The sequence below is a fragment of the Curtobacterium citreum genome, from assembly GCF_006715175.1.
Taxonomy (GTDB): domain Bacteria; phylum Actinomycetota; class Actinomycetes; order Actinomycetales; family Microbacteriaceae; genus Curtobacterium; species Curtobacterium citreum.
Map to the genome: position 1 here is coordinate 1,925,475 of NZ_VFMQ01000001.1, position 20,268 is coordinate 1,945,742.

16 protein-coding genes are annotated in these 20,268 nt (G+C 69.6%); 5 read left to right on the forward strand and 11 right to left on the reverse strand.

Annotated elements, in window-relative coordinates; all coding sequences use genetic code 11:
- The first annotated feature begins 69 nt into the window (after positions 1–69).
- Both FB462_RS09095 and FB462_RS09100 read left to right on the forward strand, forming a co-directional pair.
- On the forward strand, positions 70–1,284 hold the full coding sequence (locus FB462_RS09095) for a hypothetical protein (RefSeq protein WP_167510064.1): 1,215 nt from the start codon (positions 70–72) through the stop codon (positions 1,282–1,284).
- A complete protein-coding gene (locus tag FB462_RS09100; protein ID WP_141861474.1) occupies positions 1,281–1,739 on the forward strand; it encodes a hypothetical protein in 459 nt (152 codons plus the stop codon). Before FB462_RS09095 ends, FB462_RS09100 begins: the two co-directional genes overlap by 4 nt.
- A gap of 42 nt (positions 1,740–1,781) precedes the next feature.
- Here FB462_RS09100 and FB462_RS09105 read toward each other — a convergent pair whose 3' ends face one another.
- The 6 genes from FB462_RS09105 to FB462_RS09130 all read right to left on the reverse strand — a co-directional run bounded on the left by FB462_RS09105 (position 1,782) and on the right by FB462_RS09130 (position 9,284).
- Entirely contained in the window at positions 1,782–2,309 is a 528-nt protein-coding gene (locus FB462_RS09105) for a hypothetical protein (protein ID WP_141861476.1), read from the reverse strand.
- A gap of 955 nt (positions 2,310–3,264) precedes the next feature.
- Positions 3,265–4,317: a lysylphosphatidylglycerol synthase transmembrane domain-containing protein gene (locus tag FB462_RS09110; RefSeq protein WP_167510065.1), complete on the reverse strand. Its 1,053-nt coding sequence runs from the start codon at positions 4,315–4,317 to the stop codon at positions 3,265–3,267.
- 86 nt (positions 4,318–4,403) lie between these two features.
- Positions 4,404–4,874, reverse strand: a complete 471-nt coding sequence (locus tag FB462_RS09115) for a pyridoxamine 5'-phosphate oxidase family protein (protein ID WP_141861480.1) — start codon at positions 4,872–4,874, stop codon at positions 4,404–4,406.
- A 137-nt stretch (positions 4,875–5,011) separates the two neighbouring features.
- Positions 5,012–7,546, reverse strand: coding sequence for a cation-translocating P-type ATPase (locus FB462_RS09120; protein ID WP_141861482.1), 2,535 nt, complete (start codon positions 7,544–7,546; stop codon positions 5,012–5,014).
- Positions 7,543–8,403, reverse strand: a complete 861-nt coding sequence (locus FB462_RS09125; RefSeq protein ID WP_022904011.1) for a universal stress protein — start codon at positions 8,401–8,403, stop codon at positions 7,543–7,545. The genes FB462_RS09120 and FB462_RS09125 overlap by 4 nt, the downstream gene beginning before the upstream one ends.
- Positions 8,403–9,284 carry a universal stress protein gene (locus FB462_RS09130; RefSeq protein ID WP_167510066.1) on the reverse strand — a complete coding sequence of 294 codons (882 nt, stop codon included), beginning with the start codon at positions 9,282–9,284 and terminating at the stop codon, positions 8,403–8,405. Before FB462_RS09130 ends, FB462_RS09125 begins: the two co-directional genes overlap by 1 nt.
- Before the next feature lie 192 nt (positions 9,285–9,476).
- Here FB462_RS09130 and FB462_RS09135 point away from each other — a divergent pair, with 192 nt between their 5' ends.
- Entirely contained in the window at positions 9,477–10,652 is a 1,176-nt protein-coding gene (locus FB462_RS09135; protein ID WP_167510067.1) for a polymer-forming cytoskeletal protein, read from the forward strand.
- Between the two features lie 466 nt (positions 10,653–11,118).
- On the opposite strand, the gene adhP is transcribed toward FB462_RS09135, so the two are convergent.
- From adhP to FB462_RS09160, 5 genes are all read right to left on the reverse strand, one after another.
- Positions 11,119–12,189, reverse strand: a complete 1,071-nt coding sequence (adhP, locus tag FB462_RS09140) for an alcohol dehydrogenase AdhP (protein ID WP_141861486.1) — start codon at positions 12,187–12,189, stop codon at positions 11,119–11,121.
- Between the two features lie 82 nt (positions 12,190–12,271).
- Entirely contained in the window at positions 12,272–12,667 is a 396-nt protein-coding gene (locus FB462_RS09145) for a hypothetical protein (RefSeq protein ID WP_141861487.1), read from the reverse strand.
- A 402-nt stretch (positions 12,668–13,069) separates the two neighbouring features.
- Positions 13,070–13,621, reverse strand: a complete 552-nt coding sequence (locus tag FB462_RS09150) for a BON domain-containing protein (protein WP_167510068.1) — start codon at positions 13,619–13,621, stop codon at positions 13,070–13,072.
- A 145-nt stretch (positions 13,622–13,766) separates the two neighbouring features.
- Entirely contained in the window at positions 13,767–14,771 is a 1,005-nt protein-coding gene (gene cydB, locus FB462_RS09155) for a cytochrome d ubiquinol oxidase subunit II (RefSeq protein WP_141861489.1), read from the reverse strand.
- A gap of 1 nt (position 14,772) precedes the next feature.
- Complete coding sequence (locus FB462_RS09160; protein WP_141861491.1) at positions 14,773–16,185, reverse strand: cytochrome ubiquinol oxidase subunit I; 1,413 nt, start codon at positions 16,183–16,185, stop codon at positions 14,773–14,775.
- Between the two features lie 353 nt (positions 16,186–16,538).
- Here FB462_RS09160 and FB462_RS09165 point away from each other — a divergent pair, with 353 nt between their 5' ends.
- Both FB462_RS09165 and FB462_RS09170 read left to right on the forward strand, forming a co-directional pair.
- Positions 16,539–19,067 carry a phosphoketolase family protein gene (locus tag FB462_RS09165; RefSeq protein ID WP_114851212.1) on the forward strand — a complete coding sequence of 843 codons (2,529 nt, stop codon included), beginning with the start codon at positions 16,539–16,541 and terminating at the stop codon, positions 19,065–19,067.
- A gap of 32 nt (positions 19,068–19,099) precedes the next feature.
- Positions 19,100–20,155 (forward strand): 2,3-butanediol dehydrogenase, encoded by a 1,056-nt coding sequence (locus tag FB462_RS09170; protein WP_114851213.1) that lies wholly within the window; start codon positions 19,100–19,102, stop codon positions 20,153–20,155.
- Positions 20,156–20,268 lie beyond the last annotated feature (113 nt).

Genomic DNA, 20,268 nt, shown 5'->3' on the forward strand with positions numbered 1-20,268 from the left:
GCGCACTGGCCGGCCTCGTACCTCGAACACGGGGTCGCGGCCGCCGCGAGAATGAGTGACCGTCGAGGGATGCGCGCGGAGCAACCACGACTGCACCAGCTCGGCTCAGTCCGTCCGATCGCCGTGGCGCTGAACGGCACCCGCACCATGATCGACCGCCGGGTCTTCGAGGACCTCTTCGAGAACTCGGTCGTCAGTGGCCGCGCTCCGTACCGGCAAGCGCTGGACCGCTCGGAGATCACGTTTGGTGAGCTCGTCGAACTGTCGAGGAAGGCGGACATCCCGTACCCGCTGTTCTTCGCTCCCCACGATCACGTCCGTGCGCAGATCGCGACCAAGACGGACAAGCTCCTCCAAGGGGTCAGCAAGGAGACGTTCGCGCTCAATTCACGGACGACCGTCGACGTCAAGGACGTCGAGCTCATCGTGAAGGACCTCATCCGGAAACAGATGCTCCTTCGCAAGCACGATCCGGATCTCGAGGACAACCGGATCGTGGGTCTGCTTAAGAGGTCGCGAGGGTCAGCGGCAGCGGACGCGAAGGTGCTCGTCGATGCTCTCGGATTGCAGCACGACACGCTCACTCAAGCGCGGACGAAGAAGCGCGCGCTCGAGATTCTGATCGAGCGCCTGGAGGCACACCAGGTCTTCGTCTCGTTGAGCGTCCGTGGGTTCATGCCACAGCTCATCGAGGTGAAGTTCAGCGGGCTGACCATCAAGGACAAAAAGGTCCCCTACATTTTTCTCGCTCGCGGGGACCACGGCGATGCGCAGGAGCCCGAAGGACGGCAGCTCTTCACGTTGACGTTGCTTGCCGTCCTCGTCGCGCGGGGCATCTTCGCCCCGGTGACGTACGACGGCAGTAGTCCGGCCGTCGGGCCAGGACGCGAGTACGACATCGTCGGGGAGATCCTGATGCCGGAGCAGGCAGTTCGAGGGCTCGCGCTGGCGACACTCGAGGACCTCAAGGCGTCCGCAGATCGATTCAACGTCACGCCGAGCGCCCTGGTCGTCCGAGCGCGGCGTCTCCGTCTCGTGAGCCCCGCCGTCGCCGCGTCACATCTCAACGCCCTAGGGCGAGAATTCGCTGCTCGGCCACCCAGCCGAGCACAGCAGCCCAAGCCGGTCAACGGCGTCCGCACGTACAACGGAAGGGAGTTCTCGGCGCGCATGCTCCGGGCACTCGACGCCGGACGCGTCTCCCCAGGCGACTTCTGCCGAGTGGTCTGTGCGAACAAGATCAAGCCACACCAGATCCGCGACTTCCGGGAGGCGCTCGGATGATGGGGTACCGGTACCTCCTCGACAACAACGCCCTCTCGCGACTCACGGTCGAGGAACGCTCCACGCCGTTCATCAGGGAGCACTGTCGTATCCCCTCAGAGGTGCTGCACGAAGCTCGCTTCCTCCCGGACATCGTGTCCCTGACCGAGCTGGAGTACCGGACGACGGGACGGGTGTTGCACCACCTGCAACGGGTCATGAAACGTGTGCCGGTCGACGACGTTCGTCTGGTCAACCTGTACAGCGGCAAGGGCAACGCGGATCCGATGCTCGTGGCATGCGCTCTGGACGCCGTCCACGAAGAGGAAGAGGGCCTGTTCGGCGACGAATGGGCAATCATCTCGAACGACGACGCAGTCCTCGCCATGGCGCGTCTCTTTGGTATCACCGTGCTCACGAGCAGCGAACTCGACCCGCTTCTCCATGGCCGTGCGCACGCGACTCGTCACGACTGACGGCGCAGCGGCGCGACCGGACGTTGTCGCACGTGCCCTCCCTCAGCCGGGAACCAATCGGAGGGCCGCGCGTTGCGTCCTGAGACGTCTGCGCGTCGCGGCGACTCCCTCGATGTCAGTCGACGCGACGGACCACAGTTCTCCCTGGGCGGTCAGCAACGCCTGCACGATCGGGTCGGCCTCGTCCGCGCTGTGCAGGAGCGGCGCGAGTTCTGCCGTCAGGCGCCGAGCGTCTTCGTGCAGCTGGAGGAAGGGCGAGGGCGACTGTGCAGTCGATTCTGAGTCGAGGCTCACAACCACGGCGATGAAGAACTCGATGGAAGCGACTCCTCGGTGTGCGCCGACCCGGAGGAGCGCCAGGGCTCGATCCAGCGTCTGCTGTGCTGCGGTCATGGACGGACGAGTATCCGCCTCTGCGGCGATGCGCTCGACGCGACGTGAGCGGCGGATCGCTTCGAGCGCGAGCTCCTCGTGGCCGCCGTTCTCCGAAAGCAGCAGCACGAGTCGTTCAACAGAACGGCAGGCCTCCTTCAGGGTGACCCGTCGACGAGCGGCTTCTTCTGCGTGCACAGTTCGGAGTATGCGCGGACCGTGCGCCGTGGCGCGTGCGGGCGCGACACCGCCGTACCTTGTTCGGCCGCTCGCGGACCGTTGCCGGGGTGTTCCACTTCGGCGCCGAAGAGCGGTCAGAGCGTGACCGATCCGCAGACACGCACGGGGCAGCAGTTGACACTTGAGATGAAGGAGCAGCAGCGCAGGAACTGGCCGAGAAAAAGGCGACGAAACCTGTGGCTCGACCAGTTCAGCGTCGGCCCAGAATCGCCCAACTGGGCATGCCCGGAACGCGCACCCCGTCCCTTGCATCCTCGGCAGCACCGGCCTTCGCCTGACACCCTCAAGTCCCCGCGTGATCTGTTCCAAGCGGGCGGAAGCGTCGGACGAGTTCGGTTGTCCCGCTCGCGATCTTGTCCCGTGTCCCGTGTCCCGTGTCGCACGTCCCGTGTCTCTGGCTCAGGTCCCGGGACACACCGGCCGACTCGAGCCCGACACTCGACTGTCGTCCCGTCCCGTCAGTCGCGCCGGCGGGGCACGATCCTCATGCTCCCGATCGATCAGGTCGCTTCACCGCCGGCCCGCTCTAGAACTCCAGAACGTCCTAGGTGACAGCACATGCTGACGCACGCATTCGGCCGTCCGCTCGGCATGCATTCGGCTCGTTCCCCTGCAGCCATCACGCACCGCTGAAGTGCCAGTTGGTTGTGCGCAGGCTCTCGTCTTCTCCGATGTTGCACCGCGACCGCGGGCTCGTTCCAGGAGCTCTGTCCACTCGCCACGGCGCCCGGGTCACGCTCCCCGACGACGTCGCGAGACGTCAGACGCGAGAGCGACCACACCGGCGGCAGCATCCTCTGCCGGCTGGTCTTGCTCCCGCCGGCGATCCTCGTGCCGCCCGGATCGGTCCGGGTGCAGTCAAGGTCCAGATGCTTCGTCGTGCTCCTCGCGCTCGCTCCGGCGGCGGTGTTCGTCATCGGGTAGGCCCTCGGTACGAGCGGCGAGGTGTGAGTTGGCGAGAACGCAGCCGAGACCAAGACGATGCTCCACCGCGACGGCGGGTCGAGGCGAGCAAGAACGGTGCGACGACCAGCGCGGCGAGCATCGGTAGCCAGTACTCGACGGCACGCCAGCCGAGGACGCCGAGCAGCGCAACCGACGTCGGGACCCCTGCGACGTGAAGCGTGGTCACTGCGGCTCCCTCGACCAGCCCGAGCGCCCCGGGCGTGATCGGAACGGTGGCCAGGACGTTCGCGATGCCGTACGCCAGGACGACGACCGGCCACGGGAGTCGAGCGCCCGCAGCAACGAGCATGAGCCCGAAGGCCACAAGATCGGCAGCCCAGTTGCATCCGACCCAGGTGAGCAGGGTCGCGAGCGTCCGTGCCGATCGGAGCTGACTCATCCCCAGGGCCAGTCCGTCGACGTAGCCGACGATGGTTGCTTCCGACGGATGCCCGACGGCTCGCCGCAGCGGCGCCGTCAACCGCACGGCCCCCTTCCGAACGCGATCGGTTCGGCGAGCGACGAGCGCGCAACCCAGACCGACAGCGACGGCGAGCACGAGCACAGCTCCGACGAGGAGGGTGACACCAGGGGAAGGACGGCCGTGCCAGGCGGTCAGCGCCACACCACTGATGAAGAGTGCGCCGAGCACGGTGTTCGACACGACGACCCCGGTTGTGGCCGCGGATGCCGCGATCGGGACCGGCACGTCGAAGCGTCGCAGGAGTGAGATGCGCAACCCCGCGGAGGTCGCCGCTCCACCGGGCAGAACGCTGCGGACCCCCTGCGCGACGAGGTCGACCGCGAGGACGTGCCGGAAGCTCGGCGCGTCGGGGCCCAGGAACGCGCGGGTAGCACGAGACGCGGCCGTCAGGGACACCGCCTCGGCGAGGACCGCCACGCCGGCGACGATCGAGGCGCTCGGCGGTAGTTCGCGGAGGACGAGGAACGCCTCCTCGGCGTGCGGCGCGGCGATGACCACCGCCGCGGCGACCAGAAAGGGTGCGGCGATCGCGAGCATCCAGCGTAGTCGTGACGGACGGGAGGCGCGGTGCAGGTTCGCACCGCGCCTTCCGTCCTCCCGCCCGGCGCGACCGCGAGGGGCTGTCATGGAGCGGCTTGGTCGAAGAGCCGGCCGGTGACGCTGGTCGGCTCGAGCACGACGGTGGCGCGCTTCGGTGTCGCCAGCATCGAGCGGATCCGCTGCGCCGTCACGTGCCGGGTGTCGGGGATGTGGGCGGTTCCCCTCGCCACGACGCTCCAGGCGGTCCACCCGTCGTGTTCGTCCACCTCCATCAGGATCTCGCGCCCGGAGTGGACGGCGTCGAGGATCACACTGCTCGAGGTCGCGAAGGCCAGTTTCCGTGTCTCTGTGACGTAGTTCACCGGGATGATCTCCAGCGATTCCTGGGTGCGGAACGCTACGCGGGCGATCCGGCTGCGGTGCAGCCGTTCCCAACACTGGTCCGCGTCGAGCGTGACGACGAGTTCGTCCAGCGGGGTCGCATCGAGTCCGCCCGCTCCCTGAGCCCGCGGATCCTTCGCCTCGTTCGATGGTCCGGTCGCCGCTGCTTCCATGGTCTTTCCTCCTGGTCTGCGGGACGGAACGAGCGTGATCGCTCCGATTTCTCGCCCGGTCGGACCAGCATGCGACGCACCGTTGCTCGTGCGCAGGGCCGGAAGTCCCACCGACCCGGGGCGCGACGCGCCTGCGGTCAGCGGGTCCGACCGAAGCGAGCTGCGAAGCGGCGCACGTGGTGTGCGGTGTGGTGCGCTCCGAGATCGTTCCGGAACACGTACCGGAACGCGAACGCCTTGAGCCCCTCGACGAGGAGCAGGTAGACGACGGCGATCACGGCGATGACCGCGAGCAGGCTGCCGGGCAGCGGCGCGAAGTCGACGAGCACTCCGATCGGGCTCAGCGGCAGCACGACTCCGAGGGCCGCCGAACCGAGTGCACCGAGGGTGAGCCACCGTCCTGGCCGACTGCGCCAGGACGGAACGCGGTTCGTGCGAACGACAAACACGACCAGCGACTGGGTGAGGAGCGACTCGACGAACCAGACCGTCCGGAACTCCGTCGGGCCGGCGTGCACCACACCGAGGAGGACGGCGAACGTGATGAAGTCGAACAGCGAGCTCACCGGTCCGAAGACGAGCATGAACCGACGGACCGCGCCGACGTCCCAGCGCGCGGGAGACGTGAGCCGTTCGTGATCCACACGGTCCGTCGGGATCGCCAGCTGCCCGAGGTCGTAGATCAGGTTGTTCAGGAGGACCTGCGCGGGCAGCAGCGGGAGGAACGGCAGGAAGCTCGCCGCGACGGCAGCGCTGAGCATGTTGCCGATGTTCGACGAGGTGCCCATCATCACGTACTTGAGGGTGTTGGCGAACACCCGCCGACCGGTCCGGACGGCGGTGGCGACTGCGTCGAGTCGTTTGTCGAGCAGGACGACGTCCGCCGCGTCCCGGGCGACGTCGGTCGCCGAGAGCACCGAGATGCCGACGTCCGCCGCGTGCAGCGCGAGCGCGTCGTTCACGCCGTCGCCGAGGAACGCGACGGTCCTCCCCGCGTCGCGGAGCGCACGCACGACGACCGCCTTGTCCGCGGGGCGGACACGAGCGACGACGCCGGCGTCGAGCACCCGGGAAGCGAGGGCAGCCAGGGTCTGGTCGGCTGCAGCACCGATCTCGCTCCCGAGCAGGGCGGAACCGACGGGGATGCCGACGTCGCGCGCGAGACCGGCGGCGACCACCGGGTCATCGCCGGTCACCACGACGACCTGGACACCGAGGTCACGCAACGCGCCGATGGCGTCCGCGACGCCGGCGCGGGGCGGGTCCTCGAACACGAGGAACCCCTCGAGCACGAACGCACTGCTGACCGCGATCGGGTCCGCGGTCGTCGTCGCTCGGGGCACGGCCGCGGTCGCGACCGCGAGCACCCGGTGACCGGCGGCGAGCAACCGCTGCAAGGTCTCCTGGCCAGCGGGTGCGACGTCGCTGCACCGCGCCAGCACGACGTCCGGAGCGCCCTTGACGACCAGGCGGCGGCTTCCGTCGTGTTCGAGGACCAGCGCCGACGAGGTCATCCGCTCGTGGTCGAACGGCCGGGTGGCGAGGACGACCGGTGAGCCGTCCGGTGCCGCGTTCGCCGCCGACGCGTCGAGGATCTCGCGGTCGAGGACGTCGGCGACCGAGCCGGCCGCACCGTCGGCGCGCACGTCTGGTGGCACGGTAACCCGGGCCACGCCCAGGAGCGTCGAAGCGGGGCGACCACTGGGGTCCAGCGCATCCTGGAAGCGGAGGCCCCCCGACGTGAGCGTGCCGGTCTTGTCGGTGACGAGGACGTCGACACCGCCGAGATCCTCGACGCACACGAGACGCTTCACGAGCACATCCGACCGCTTGAGGAGTCGGGCGCCGGAGGCGAGCGCGGTGCTCACCACGGCGGGGAGCAGCTGCGGCGTCACCCCGACGGCGATCGCCAGCGCGAACAGCACCGTCGTCAGCAGTGGGCGGGAGAACGCGATCCCGGCCACCACGATCAGGACCATCAGCGACACGGCGACCCAGACCAGTAGCATCGAGAAGCGCGCCAGGCCGGCCTGGAACGCTGTCTCGGGCGCACGGGAACGCAGACCAGCAGCGATGCCGCCGAACTCCGTCGCCCTCCCGGTGGCCGTCACCCGCGCATCACCGGAACCGGCGACGACGACTGCGCCCTGGAGCACGGATTCGTCGGTCCGGTGTTCCACGGGACGGGACTCTCCCGTGAGGACGCTCTCGTCGAGTTGGAGATCCTGTGCCGACACGAGTGCTGCGTCCGCGGGCACGACGCTGCCGACCCCGAGGCGCACGAGGTCACCGACGACCACGTCGCGCACGTCGACGGTCGTCCAGACCCCGTCGCGGAGCGCCCGAGCGGTGTGCCGCAACTGGTCGGCCATCGCCGAGGACACCAGCGCGGATCGGTACTCGTTGACCGTACCGAGCCCGACGCTCGTGAGGAGGATGACGGTGATCACGACGGCGTCCTGCACCTGCCCGAGCACTGCGGAGACGACCGCGGTGGCGAGCAGGAGGAGGAGCACGACGTTGCGGAACTGTCCGGCGATCGTGCGCACGAGGCTCGGTGCCGATGTGCCAACGGCGTTCGGCCCGTCCTCGGCGAGCCGCGCCGCCGCGGCTGTTGACGTGAGCCCTTCGGCGAGGTCGGCAGTGGGCGCCGTGGAGGTCGGACCGTTCATCGTCGGCGCGGGTCCGGTGAGCGCAGCGGCGCGATGCACACCGGAGTTCGCGAACCACTGATGAGCTCGTGTGCAGTGGAGCCGAAGAGCCGACCCTCAAGCGTCGACGTGTGATGTCGTCCGAGGACGACAATCGACGCGTCCTCGGCGTACCTGCCAAGGACGTCGGCCGTGTCGCCTTCCTCGACGACAGGTCGGTGTTGCAGTCCGGGGAACCGGGTGTGGAGGAGCCGTTCGGCGTCGATCAGGACCTCCCGTGCGTGCGTTTCGACGAGTTCGGGGTCCTCGAAGGCGCTCAGCGTTCCGACCCGGGCGGGTTCGGCGACCTTCCACGAGCGCACCAAACTGAGCCGCCGGTGCTCCCGGACGGCCTGGGACCCGGCGAAGCGGAGCGCGGTGTCACCAGTGGCGTCGTCGACCCCGAGGACGACGTCCCCGTGCGTCGGTCGCCAGTCCTCCGGGACGACGACGGTCGGACCGTTCGCGAGGGTCGGCACGCGTTCGGGCATCCACCCGTCGAGCGCTGTTCGGACGCGGTGCTGGCGCCGGTTCCCGATGACGAGCAGGTCCGCGGTCGATGCAGCGTCCGCGAGCATCCGGTCAGGCACCCCTGACAGCCGGAACACTGCGACGTCAACCCGCTGGTGTGCCACGGTCAGGCGCTCTGCGGCGCGGGCGAGCCGTCGGTCGAGGGCCAGTCGGTCACCTCCCCATCCGTTGGTGACGGTGATGAGCTCGACCCGGCTCCCTGGCGTGAGGCGCCGGACGGCCACCCAGTCCACCGCTCGGTCACTCGCCTCGTGTCCGTCGATGCCGACCACCACGTGTTCGGTCCCGACGACGCTGCTGTCGCGCATCACCGCACCTCGGCGTGCAGCTGTTCCGGACGGCGCTCGGACTCCGCGCCCCCACCGGTGTGCGTCGGTTCGGGGACGATGCACACCGGCGCGTGCCCCTCGTGCATCAGGCGTTCACCGACCGACCCCGTGATGAACCCGCCCAGTGCCGTCCGGTGGCGACGCCCGACCACGATCAACGACGCACCCCGGGACGACCGGAGGACCACGTCGCGAGCTTGCCCCTCGACGGCTTCGCCGGTGACGTGGAGCCCTGGCTGCGCGGCACCGACCGCCCGGAGCGCGGCCCGGAGTTCGAGGTCGGCCTCCTTCGACCAGAGGTCTCGGTCCTCCTGGAGGTCGACCGCAGCGTAGGCGTCGACCGCGCTCGGGACCGCCCAGGCGCGCACGAGGGCGAGCTCGTGACGGCCACGGGCCGCTCGGTCGGCGGCCCAGGACAGCGCGGCGGACGCGGACCGCCCGTCGACACCGACGACGACCGGACCGTCGGACCGCTCCCAGTGTTCCGGGACCACCACGACCGGGGTGACGGCGTGCGCGACCACCCGCTCGGCCACGCGTCCCCGCGCCGCGGCGACGAACGTGTGCACCTGGTTGCCGCCGATCACGAGCATGTCGCCGCGCGTGGCGTCCGACACGAGGCGATCCACGGTCGGCCCGCCGGTCACGTCGTGCCGGACGGTGAGCTCGGCATGCGTCGAGCGCAAGCGCTGCTCCGCCGCCTCGAGTCGCTCTTCGGACCGTTCGAGGGCCTCGCCGGTGTACTCGCTCACGGTGACCAGCCGCACGCTGTCCGTCGCAGGGTCGACGGCGTCCGCGATCCAGTCCACGGTCCTCCAGGCGGCAGTCGTGTCGTCGATGGCGACGGTGTAGGCGGTCATGGTCACTCCCTTCGCAGTGGACACCGGTTGCGCCCACCTGCGGCTCCAGCCGCATCCCATCACCGCACGCTAGGTGCGGGCGGACGACGCCGGCAGGGCCGAAGGTCCCGCCCACCGGCGCTCCCTCGCGGCGCCGAGCAAGGACCTCCGACCCTGTCGTGCCGACGGCCAGCCCGCGACACAGCCGCCATGATGACCAGACACCGAACCCAGCCCACCGCCCGCCGTCACGTCCCGCGCTCGGCGGTCGTCCTCGGCATCGTCGTCGCTCTGACAGCCGTCACGGGAGGCGCCGCCGCAGCCGTCACGACGACACAGGACGACCCGTCCAGGATCGGCGCGACGGAGCGCGTGACCGGCCCGCGGTTCCTCAGCGGCACCGACGTCGAGGTCGCCGGGAACGTGGACGGGGACGTGTACGCCGCCGGCCAGAACGTGACCGTGAGTGGGCGGGTCACCGGGGACGTCATCGCGGCCGCACAGACCGTGACCGTCACCGGAGAGGTGGACGGAGACGTCCGGCTCGCAGCTCAGTCCGCCGTGGTCACCGGCACGGTCCGGCGGAGCGCTACCATCGCGGCGTCCAGCATCAGCATCGCGCAGTCGGGGTCGGTCAAGGAGGACCTCGTCGCTGCGGCGAACACGATCTCGGTCGCGGGCGACCTCGGCCGCGACGCGCGACTCAGCGTGGACCGGCTGACCGTCGCCGGGACGATCGGCGGGGACGTCGTCTACGTCAGCGACCACACCGCGCAGATGCGTGCCGACCACGTCGACGGGTCGGTGCAACACGTCCATCCGAACCGGACGACCTATCGCCCCACCGCCGGCGAGGCGTTCGCGTCCTGGCTGGTCGGCCTGCTGTACGCACTCGTCGCACTGGGCCTGATCACGCTGGCCGCCGGGCTCCTCGTCCCTCGGCAGCTCACCCGGGTGACCGACCGGCTCCGTGCGGCGCCCTGGAGGGCCGCACTGGTCGGCTTCGTCACAGCAGTCGCCGCTCCGCTCGCCCTGCTCCTCCTGCTCGTGACGGTCATCGGCGCACCCCTGGCCCTGACTGGACTGTTGGTCCTGCTCGTCCTGACCCTCGCGGCGTTCCCGTACGGAGCGTTCATGATCGGACGCCTGATCCTCCGCGGCCGACGCGGGCCGGTCGTCACGGCGCTCCTGGGCGGTGCGGTCCTCGTCGTGGCGCTGCACATCCCCGTCCTCGGAGTCCTCGTGACCGTGGTGACGATCGTCCTCGGACTCGGTGCCCAACTGCTCGACATCGCCGACGCCCGTCCGTGGGACCGTGCCGGACGGAGGACGGACGTGCGCGGTGGTGAGGGGATCCCCGCGACGCCCGGAGGCGCGGGGAGGATCTGACCGGAGCATGGAGACGGCCCGGTGCTGCTCGCACCGGGCCGTTCTGCTCGTCCCTCCGTGCCGTGCCTGCAGGTCAGGTACGGACGGCGTCAGCCCGGTCTGCCCGAAGCGCGTCGGACGTGAACACGATCCCGCTGAGTTCCTGGACGTCGAAGCGCCAGCGCTGCAGCGGTCCGTCGCGTCCGGCCCGGATGACGAGCGGTTCGGCGCGTCCGACGACGATGACGCTCCAGCCCCCCCGTCGGATCTTGGGCGCCCGTCTCGAACACAGCCGTCGTACGCGAACCGAGGTCTCCGAGGCGGGGTCCCTCGAGGTCGAGGCACCCGCTTGCGGGGTCCACGACGACCGCCTCCGCCTGGGACACGGTGCCTCGGACGAGCCGGCCGCTCCGGACGCGTCCGATGAGCGACCAGCACTCCGACGCGACGAGCGTCCGGTCGTCGTGGACCGCGAGGCCCGTGCCGATCATCGCGTTCCAGCCTGCGTGGACTCGTCCTCGGCGACGATCTGCTCGCGCTGGACGGGCGGCATGTCGAACACGATCCGGGCCGGCACCCGACCGGCGAGCACGTCGGCCATCGCCTCGTTCACGTCGGCGAGCGGGCGGCGGACCGACACGACCCGGGTGCGTCCGGCGGCGTGCAGGGCGAAGACCTCAGCGAGGTCCTGCCGGGTCCCGACGATCGACCCGATGATCGAGATCCCCTTGAGGACGGTGTCGAAGATCGGGATGCTCATCGTGCCGTCCGCCGGCAGTGCGACGCAGACGAGGCGTCCTCCCCGCTTCAGGGAGGCGAACGCCTGCTCGAACACGCTGGCGGACGCTGCGAGCACGACGGCGACGTCCGCGCCGCCGAGCTCCTGGATCTGGGCGGCGGCGTCGCCCGAGGACGCATCGACGGCGCGGTCCGCACCGAGGTCGCGGGCGAGCTGGAGCTTGGCCGGTTCGACGTCAACGCCGATGACCTGCGCGCCGAACACCCGTGCGTACTGCAGAGCGAGGTGTCCGAGCCCGCCGACGCCGAAGACCGCGACGGTCTCGGACGGCGTGATCCCGGCGACCTTGAGCGCCTTGTAGGTCGTGACGCCGGCGCAGGTGAGCGGGGCTGCGTCCTCCGGGGCGACGCCGGCGGGGACCGGGACGACGTAGTCCGCGTCGGCGACGGCGAACTGCCCGAAGGCGCCGTCGATTGAGTAGCCGGTGTTCTGCTGCTGTTCGCAGAGGGTCTCGCGGCCTTCCACGCAGTAGCGGCAGTGGCCGCAGGCGTGTCCGAGCCAGGGGAGCGCGACCCGGTCACCGATCTGTCGGTTCGTGACGCCGTCACCGAGCTCCTCGATGATGCCGACGCCCTCGTGGCCGGGGACGAACGGCGGCGTCGACTTGACCGGCCAGTCTCCGCGTGCTGCGTGGATGTCGGTGTGACAGAGGCCGGAGGCCTCGATCCGGACGAGGACCTGTCCGGCGCCGGGTGCGGGGAGCGGCCGGTCCTCGACAACGAGGGGCTGACCGAACTGGTGGACGACTGCTGCCTTCATGGGATGACCTCTCCTCACGGGCGTGCCGGGACCCGGTGTCCCGCGCCAATCGGCGCCCGTGGAGTCACCCTGCCGCGGGCGCTCATCGCACGGCAGGGTCAGAAGTCCCACCGAGCACCGAGGTGGGGAGCGACGTCGACTTGATCTGATCGAGGATGCGCAGGTCGAACGGCGAGGACTCCGCGCAGCAGGACGGCGACAACCAGCTCACCCGGTCGTACCCACCCGACACGAGCCGATCACCGAAGCGGACGCGGAGGACGCGCCCGGGCAACAGTGCCGCCAGCGACCGGACGTAGGCGGCGGACGCTCGGTCCAGGCCGCCCACGAACCCCAGAGTCACCGTTTCCCCCACGATCAGCGCCGCGGCGACGGACACGACGGCGCGCTCGAGCGGGAACCCGGTGTCGACCACGACCTGCGCGGAGCGCAGTGCTCGTCGGCGAGGAACGGACACCGTCCGGAGCAGGTCGGCCATGGCGATCAGGACGCGGTCGCAGCGAACGGCGGGGGAGTCGAAGACTGCCCCATCGGTCCGTTCGAATGGCGTTCGGCCGGCACCCGTGCCCGCCACCGCGAGGTGGCTGATCTCGCTGAGGAGTCCCGCGCGTACGGCTGGTTCGAGCTCGCACCAGGCGCGGCGCGAGGCGGCCCCGGCTCCGGCCGGGGGTGGCTGAGTTGTCGCTCGAGCATCCACGATCGCGCGCTCAGCGCTCGTGTGGGTGCAGTCGATCGGCGGCGCGGAGCGTCACACCGATGCTGAGCAACGTCTCGACGTCCAGTGGTTTCGTCGGACACAGCTCGATGGTCACGCTCGGAGGGTTCTCGGTCGGGTCCTCGACGGCGCGGTGACGGGGCGGTGCGGAAGCGATCCGGTTCTTCATGCCGACGACGGTTCCATGGCCCGCGAACGAGGGACAGGGACCAAGGTCCGTCCGGAACGGGGGTCACTCGCAGCGATAGTGGTGCGGTCGTCGACGAAGTGCACTCCGCGGCTGCGTGCTGCCGCGGCGTGGACGCGTCGCCGTTCGTCGTCGTCGCCGAGTCGACCCGACAACCGCACGACGTGGTCCCTCGCGGAGATCCTGACAGCGGCGTACGGCGCAGCATCGCGGACAGCACCCTCCACCCTGGCCTGGAGGACCGCGTCCGGTTCGGTCGGATCGCACTCGAGCGGACGCACGACGATACGGTTCCGCACCGGGAGCAACCCGGTGGCGTGTCCGGACGCTATCTCGTGGGCTGTCAGCCGATCGGTGTACGACCCCACATCACCGGTCAGGACGATCTGGTTGCCGCCGACGTCGACGGCCACGTCGAGTGTCGAGGCGTCCAGGGACCGTTCCGAGCGCCAGGAGCGGAGGATCAGGTCGCGGACTCCGAGGTCCACGACCGCGGGTGTCATCGTGCTCACTTGGTTCGTCGTGCTCATGCGGAGATGATCGCGCCCTGACGCGACCGGCGGCAGGGCACAACGTCCTGCCATGTCCACGCGGCGACCAGGCACGGTCTGGAGGCGCGGTGCGGGCCCGCAGCGCGCCTCCAGACCGGCCGTGGTGGCGTCAGACCGTCACCGGTCACGCCGTAGCAGCCTCGATGTGGGTGCGGGTAACGCGCTTGCGGAAGACCCAGTACGTCCAGGCCTGGTAGGCGAGCACGAGCGGGACGAAGACCAGCGCCACCCAGCTCATCACCGTGAGCGTGTACTGCCCGCTCGACGCGTTCCACACGGTCAGGCTGTTCGCCGGGTCGTTCGAGGCGGGCATGACGTCGGGGAAGATCGCCGTGAACATCGCCAGCACGACCGCGGCGATCGTGACCGCCATGAGGGTGAACGCGCGTCCCTCACGGCCCCAGGCGTTGCAGAGCACCGCGAGGACGAGGGCGAGGGCGGCCACCACCGAGAGCACGAGGCTCGCCGGCGTCGCTCGGACGAACGCCATCGCCACCAGGAACGCAGCGCCGACGACGATCGTGAGCACGCCCGCGCGGGTCGCGAGCCGCTTGGCCCGTTCGCGGATCTCGCCCTCGGTCTTCAGCGCGACGAACACGACGCCGTGCGTGAAGAAGACCAGGAGGGTGGCGAGCCCGGTGAGCAGGGCGAACGGGTTGAGCAGGTCGAACAGGGTGCCGGTGTAGTTGTGTCCGGCGTCCATCGGGATGCCGCGGACGACGTTGCCGAAGGCGACGCCCCAGAGGAACGACGGCACCGCGCTGCCGACGATGATCATCAGGTCGAAGCGGCGCTTCCACTCCGGGTGCCGGCGCTGGTGCCGATACTCGAACGACACGCCGCGGGCGATGAGGGCCGCGAGGATGAGCAGGAGCGCCAGGTAGAACCCGGAGAACATCGTCGCGTACCACTCGGGGAACGCCGCGAACAGGCACGCTCCGGCGACGATGACCCACGTCTCGTTGAGGTCCCAGACGGGGCCGATGGTGTTGATCAGCACGCGGCGGTCGGTGTCGTCCTTGCCGAGGAAGGGCAGGGACATCCCGATGCCGAAGTCGAAGCCGTCGAGCACGAAGTACCCGACGAAGAACACCCCGACGATCGCGAACCAGAGAACGGGCAGGTCCATCTCAGTACACCGTCGCGATCGTCTCAGGAGCGTCCTGCGCTGGGTCCTCGGGCGGGGTGAGCTCGTCGGCGCGTTGGGCGGCGCGGCGGAGCAGGCGGAACTCGACGACCGCCAGCGCGCCGTACAACAGGGTGAAGACGACGAGGGAGATGAGGACCTCGACCCCCGTCACGTTCGGGGACACACCAGCGCTCGTCTTCAGCAGCCCGAACACGAGCCACGGCTGGCGGCCCATCTCCGTGAAGATCCAGCCGACGGTCATGGCGGCCATCGGGAGCGGCGCCGACCAGACCGCAATCCGCCACACCCACCGGCGCTGCGGCACCCGTCCGCGGCGGAGCAGCACCAGACCAGCGATCGCGAGCAGGACGGAGACGGCTCCGAAGCCGATCATCCAGCGGAAGGCCCAGTAGGTGACCCAGATGGTGGGGGAGTAGTCGCCGCTTCCGTACACCTGCGTGTACTGCGCCTGGAGCTCGCGGATGCCCTCGACGGTGCCGTGCGTGGTGTGAGTCGACAGGAAGGACAGCAGGTACGGGATGCGGATCGAGAACAGCTCGTGGACTCCGTCCGGGGTGCCGAGCGTGAAGATCGAGAACGACGCGTCCTGGCCGGTGGCCGTGTTGTAGAGCGCCTCGGCTGCAGCCATCTTCATCGGCTGCGTGTCCACCATGACTAGGCCGAGCTGGTCGCCGGTGAGCAGCGTCACGGCCCCGGCGGTGACCATCGTCCAGAGGCCGAACTTGATCGCCGGGAGCATCGTCTCGAGGTGCTGGTTCCGGGCGAGGTGCCAGCCGGCGACCGCGATGACGACGGCCGCGGCGACCATGAACGATGCTGCGATCGTGTGCGGGAACGCTGCGAGTGCGACCTTGTTGGTGACGACCGCCCAGATGTCGGTCAACTCTGCTCGACCGCGGGACGCGTCGAGCCGGAAGCCGACCGGGTGCTGCATGAAGGCGTTCGCGGCGATGATGAAGTAGGCCGACAAGAGCGTCCCGAGTGCGGTGAGCCAGATGCTGGCGAGGTGCACGCCCTTGGGCAGGCGGTCCCAGCCGAAGATCCAGATGCCGATGAACGCTGCCTCGAGGAAGAAGGCGAGGATGCCCTCGAGCGCGAGCGGCGCCCCGAAGACGTCACCGACGAACCGAGAGTACGTCGACCAGTTCATGCCGAACTGGAACTCCTGCACGATGCCCGTCACGACACCCATCGCGAAGTTGATCAGGAAGATGCGTCCGAAGAACCGGGTCAGCTGCAGGTAGTGCGCGCGGCCGGTGCGGACCCAGGCGGTCTGGAACACCGCGACCACGAACACCATGCCGATGGTGATGGGGACGAAGAGGAAGTGGTAGATCGTCGTGAGGCCGAACTGCCACCGGGACAGCACCAGGGTGCTGAGCAAGTCGTTCATGCGGTCGACCCTGCTGCCCTCAACGCTTGGGCGCCAGGGACCTTCGTCCCGCGCACATCACTCACTCGGCTCACCGTCAGCGCAGCGCGGCGACTCCGATTCGGTCTGTCGCTGGGCGCGGTCGCGCGCTTCCCGCTTGAGGCGCTCCCACTCGGCCTCGGGAACGCGGTGATGATGGTCGTCTGCGTGCATGTGCTCCAACCTCGCTCACGATCGCCGAAGACCGCAGAGTCCAAGGTCCCGTCGTGCACGCGGGACCTTCGACCCTGCGCGCGGCACCCAGCGGCGCCGAGGATCGAGTGGTCCGCGACCGTTCGGCCACGGACGGGGAGCGAGGTAGACGCATGAGCGACATGACCACGACGATCACCAGAACGCCCACCGGATCGGAGGCAGCAGCATTCCGGCGCGGTTCCGGCAGATCGGTGGACGACCGGGTGCTCGATCAGCTGCACACGTGGTGGCGGACGGCGAACTACCTGTCCGTGGGCCAGATCTACCTGCTCGACAACCCGCTGCTCCGCCGCCCGCTCACTCGTGACGACGTCAAGCCGCGCCTCCTCGGACACTGGGGCACCACTCCAGGTCTCAACTTCGTGTACGCCCACCTCAACCGGGTCATCCAGGAGCGTGACCTCGACACGCTGTACGTCACGGGTCCGGGACACGGCGGCCCCGGCATGGTCGCCAACGCGTACCTGGACGGAACCTACAGCGAGGTCTACCCGGGGATCTCGCAGACCGAGGACGGCGTCCGGAAGCTCTTCCGGCAGTTCTCCTTCCCCGGCGGCATCCCCTCCCACGCAGCACCGGAGACCCCGGGCTCGATCCACGAGGGCGGAGAACTCGGCTACGCACTGTCCCACGCGTACGGCGCCGCCTTCGACAATCCCGGGCTGCTCGTCGCCGCGGTCGTCGGCGACGGCGAGGCCGAGACCGGGCCGCTCGCCACGAGCTGGCACTCCAACAAGTTCATGGACCCCCTGCACGACGGGGTCGTCCTGCCGATCCTGCACCTCAACGGGTACAAGATCGCCAACCCCACGGTCCTCGCCCGCATCCCGGAGGACGAGCTCCTCGCCCTGATGCGCGGCTACGGCCACACGCCGTACGTCGTCTCCGGCGGCTTCGACGGCGAGGACCCCCGCGCCGTGCACGCCCGCATGGCCGCGACGCTCGACCGGGTCCTCGACCACATCGCCGACATCAAGGAACAGGCCGGCGCGGGCACGCTCGACGGTCGACCGGCCTGGCCGATGATCATCCTCCGGACGCCGAAGGGCTGGACGTGCCCGCCGGAGATCGACGGCAAGCCAGCCGAGGGCAACTGGCGCGCCCACCAGGTGCCGCTCGCGAACGCCCGCGACACCGAGGAGCACCTCCACGTGCTCGAGGGCTGGCTCCGTTCCTACCGTCCCGAGGAGCTGTTCGATGATGCGGGCGCGCCCGTGGCGCTCGCGACCGCACTCGCACCCGAGGGGGACCGCAGGATGAGCGCGAACCCGGTCGCGAACGGCGGCCTGCTCAAGCGGGACCTCGTGCTCCCCGACTTCCGCGACCACGCGGTCGAGGTGCCCACGCACGGCGGCTCGGTCAACGAGTCCACGCGGGTGCTCGGCGAGTGGCTGGCCGAGGTCGTGCGCCTGAACCCGGACAGCTTCCGGATCTTCGGCCCGGACGAGACAGCGTCGAACCGCCTGAGTGCCGTGCTCGAGGTCACCGACAAGCAGTGGGACGCCGAGTACCTCCCGTCGGACGAGCACCTCGCCCGAGCCGGGCGCGTCATGGAGATGCTCAGCGAGCACCAGTGCCAGGGCTGGCTCGAGGGGTACCTGCTGACGGGGCGGCACGGCCTCTTCACCAGCTACGAAGCGTTCATCCACATCGTCGACTCGATGCTCAACCAACACGCCAAGTGGCTGAAGGTCAGCAAGACGATCCCGTGGCGTCGCCCGATCGCCTCCCTCAACTACCTGCTCTCGTCGCACGTCTGGCGGCAGGACCACAACGGGCTCTCGCACCAGGACCCCGGGTTCATCGACCACGTCGTCAACAAGAAGCCCGACGTGGTCCGCGTCTACCTGCCCTTCGACGCGAACACGCTGCTCTCGACCTACGACCACTGCCTGCGCTCCGTCGACTACGTCAACGTCGTCGTCGCCGGAAAACAGCCCACGTTCAACTGGTTGTCGATGGACGAAGCCATCGCCCACATGACCCGCGGGCTCGGGATCTTCGAGTGGGCGGGCAACGAGCTTCCCGGCGAGGAACCCGACGTGGTGCTCGCCTGCGCCGGGGACGTGCCGACGCTCGAGACCTTGGCGGCCGTGTCGATCCTGCAGGACGAGGTACCGGACCTGCGCGTCCGCGTCGTGAACGTCGTCGACCTGATGCGCCTGGTGTCCGAGGGGGAGCACCCGCACGGGCTGTCCGATGCGGAGTACGACGCGGTCTTCACCACCGACAAGCCCGTCGTCTTCGCTTACCACGGGTACCCCTGGCTCATCCACCGGTTGACCTACCGCCGTCACGGCCACGCGAACCTGCACGTGCGCGGCTACAAGGAGGAGGGCACGACCACGACGCCGTTCGACATGGTGATGCTCAACGACATGGACCGGTTCCACCTCGTGATCGACGTGCTCGATCGCGTCCCCGGTCTCGGGTCCCGCTACGCCGGACTCCGCCAACGGATGCAGGACGCCCGGGTCGCTGCGAGGGCCTACACGCGGGCCCACGGCGAAGACGCGCCGGACGTCGCCGACTGGACGTGGACCGACGGTGACACCGCGACGCACGACGCCACGTCGGTGCGCTCCGCCAACGTCGGCGTCGGCGCGGCCGCCGCCGCGTCCGCCGCTACGGGTGGGGACAACGAATGACCATCCACCAGCACAACGAGGAGACAACGACCATGAAGGCAGCCCGATACCACGACCGCGGTGACATCCGCATCGAGGACGTCCCGGCACCGGAAGCCACCCCGGGCACCGTGCTCATCGATGTCGCCTGGTGCGGCATCTGCGGTACCGACCTGCACGAGTACCTCGACGGACCGATCTTCGTCCCGCCGGCCGGACATCCGCACCCGATCTCGGGGGAGGCCGCTCCCGTCACGCTCGGCCACGAGATGTCCGGCACGGTCGCGGCCCTCGGCGAGGGCGTCACCGACCTCGCCGTCGGGGACCACGTGGTGGTCGAGCCGTACATCATCCGCGATGACGTCCCGTCCGACCCGGGCACCGAGTACCAGCTCTCGCCGGACATGAACTTCATCGGGCTCGCCGGCCGCGGTGGAGGCCTGTCAGAGCGCATCGCGGTCGAGCGCCGATGGGTGCACCCGGTGGGAGACCTTCCGCTCGACGAAGCGGCCCTCATCGAACCGCTGTCCGTCGGACATCACGCCTTCGTGCGCAGCGGGGCCGGGGCCGGGGACGTCGCGCTCGTCGGCGGTGGCGGCCCGATCGGTCTGCTCACCGCAGCCATCTGCAAGGCGGCGGGCCTGACGGTCGTGCTCAGCGAGGTCAGCTCCGCTCGCAAGGCCATGGCGCTCCGGACCGGCGTCGCCGACCACGTGCTCGACCCGACCCAGGTCGACGTACCGTCTGAAGTCCGTGCCCTGACTGGCGGTCGCGGGGCCGACGTCGGATTCGAGTGCGCCGGGGTCGACGTCGTGCTCGACACCCTCCTCGACGCAGTGCGTCCAGGCGCAGCGATCGTGAACGTCTCGATCTGGGGCCACCGGCCCGTCGTCGACCTCGAGAAGCTCGTCGTCAAGGAGATCGACCTCCGCGGCACCATCGCGTACGCGAACGACCACGCTGCGACGATCGAACTCGTACGGTCCGGCAAACTCGACCTCGCACCGTTCATAACCGGTCGGATCGCGCTTGACGACCTCATCGAGCAGGGCTTCGACCAGCTGATCCACCACAACGAGGACCACGTCAAGATCCTCGTGCGCCCCTGACTCCCACCAAGGACCAGAGGAGGGGCCCGCCGGTCGATGACCGGCGGGCCCCTCCTCGTCCGCCCTCCCGCGAAGCAGCCAGCCGGGACCAACGACGAACGCGCTCGTGGACT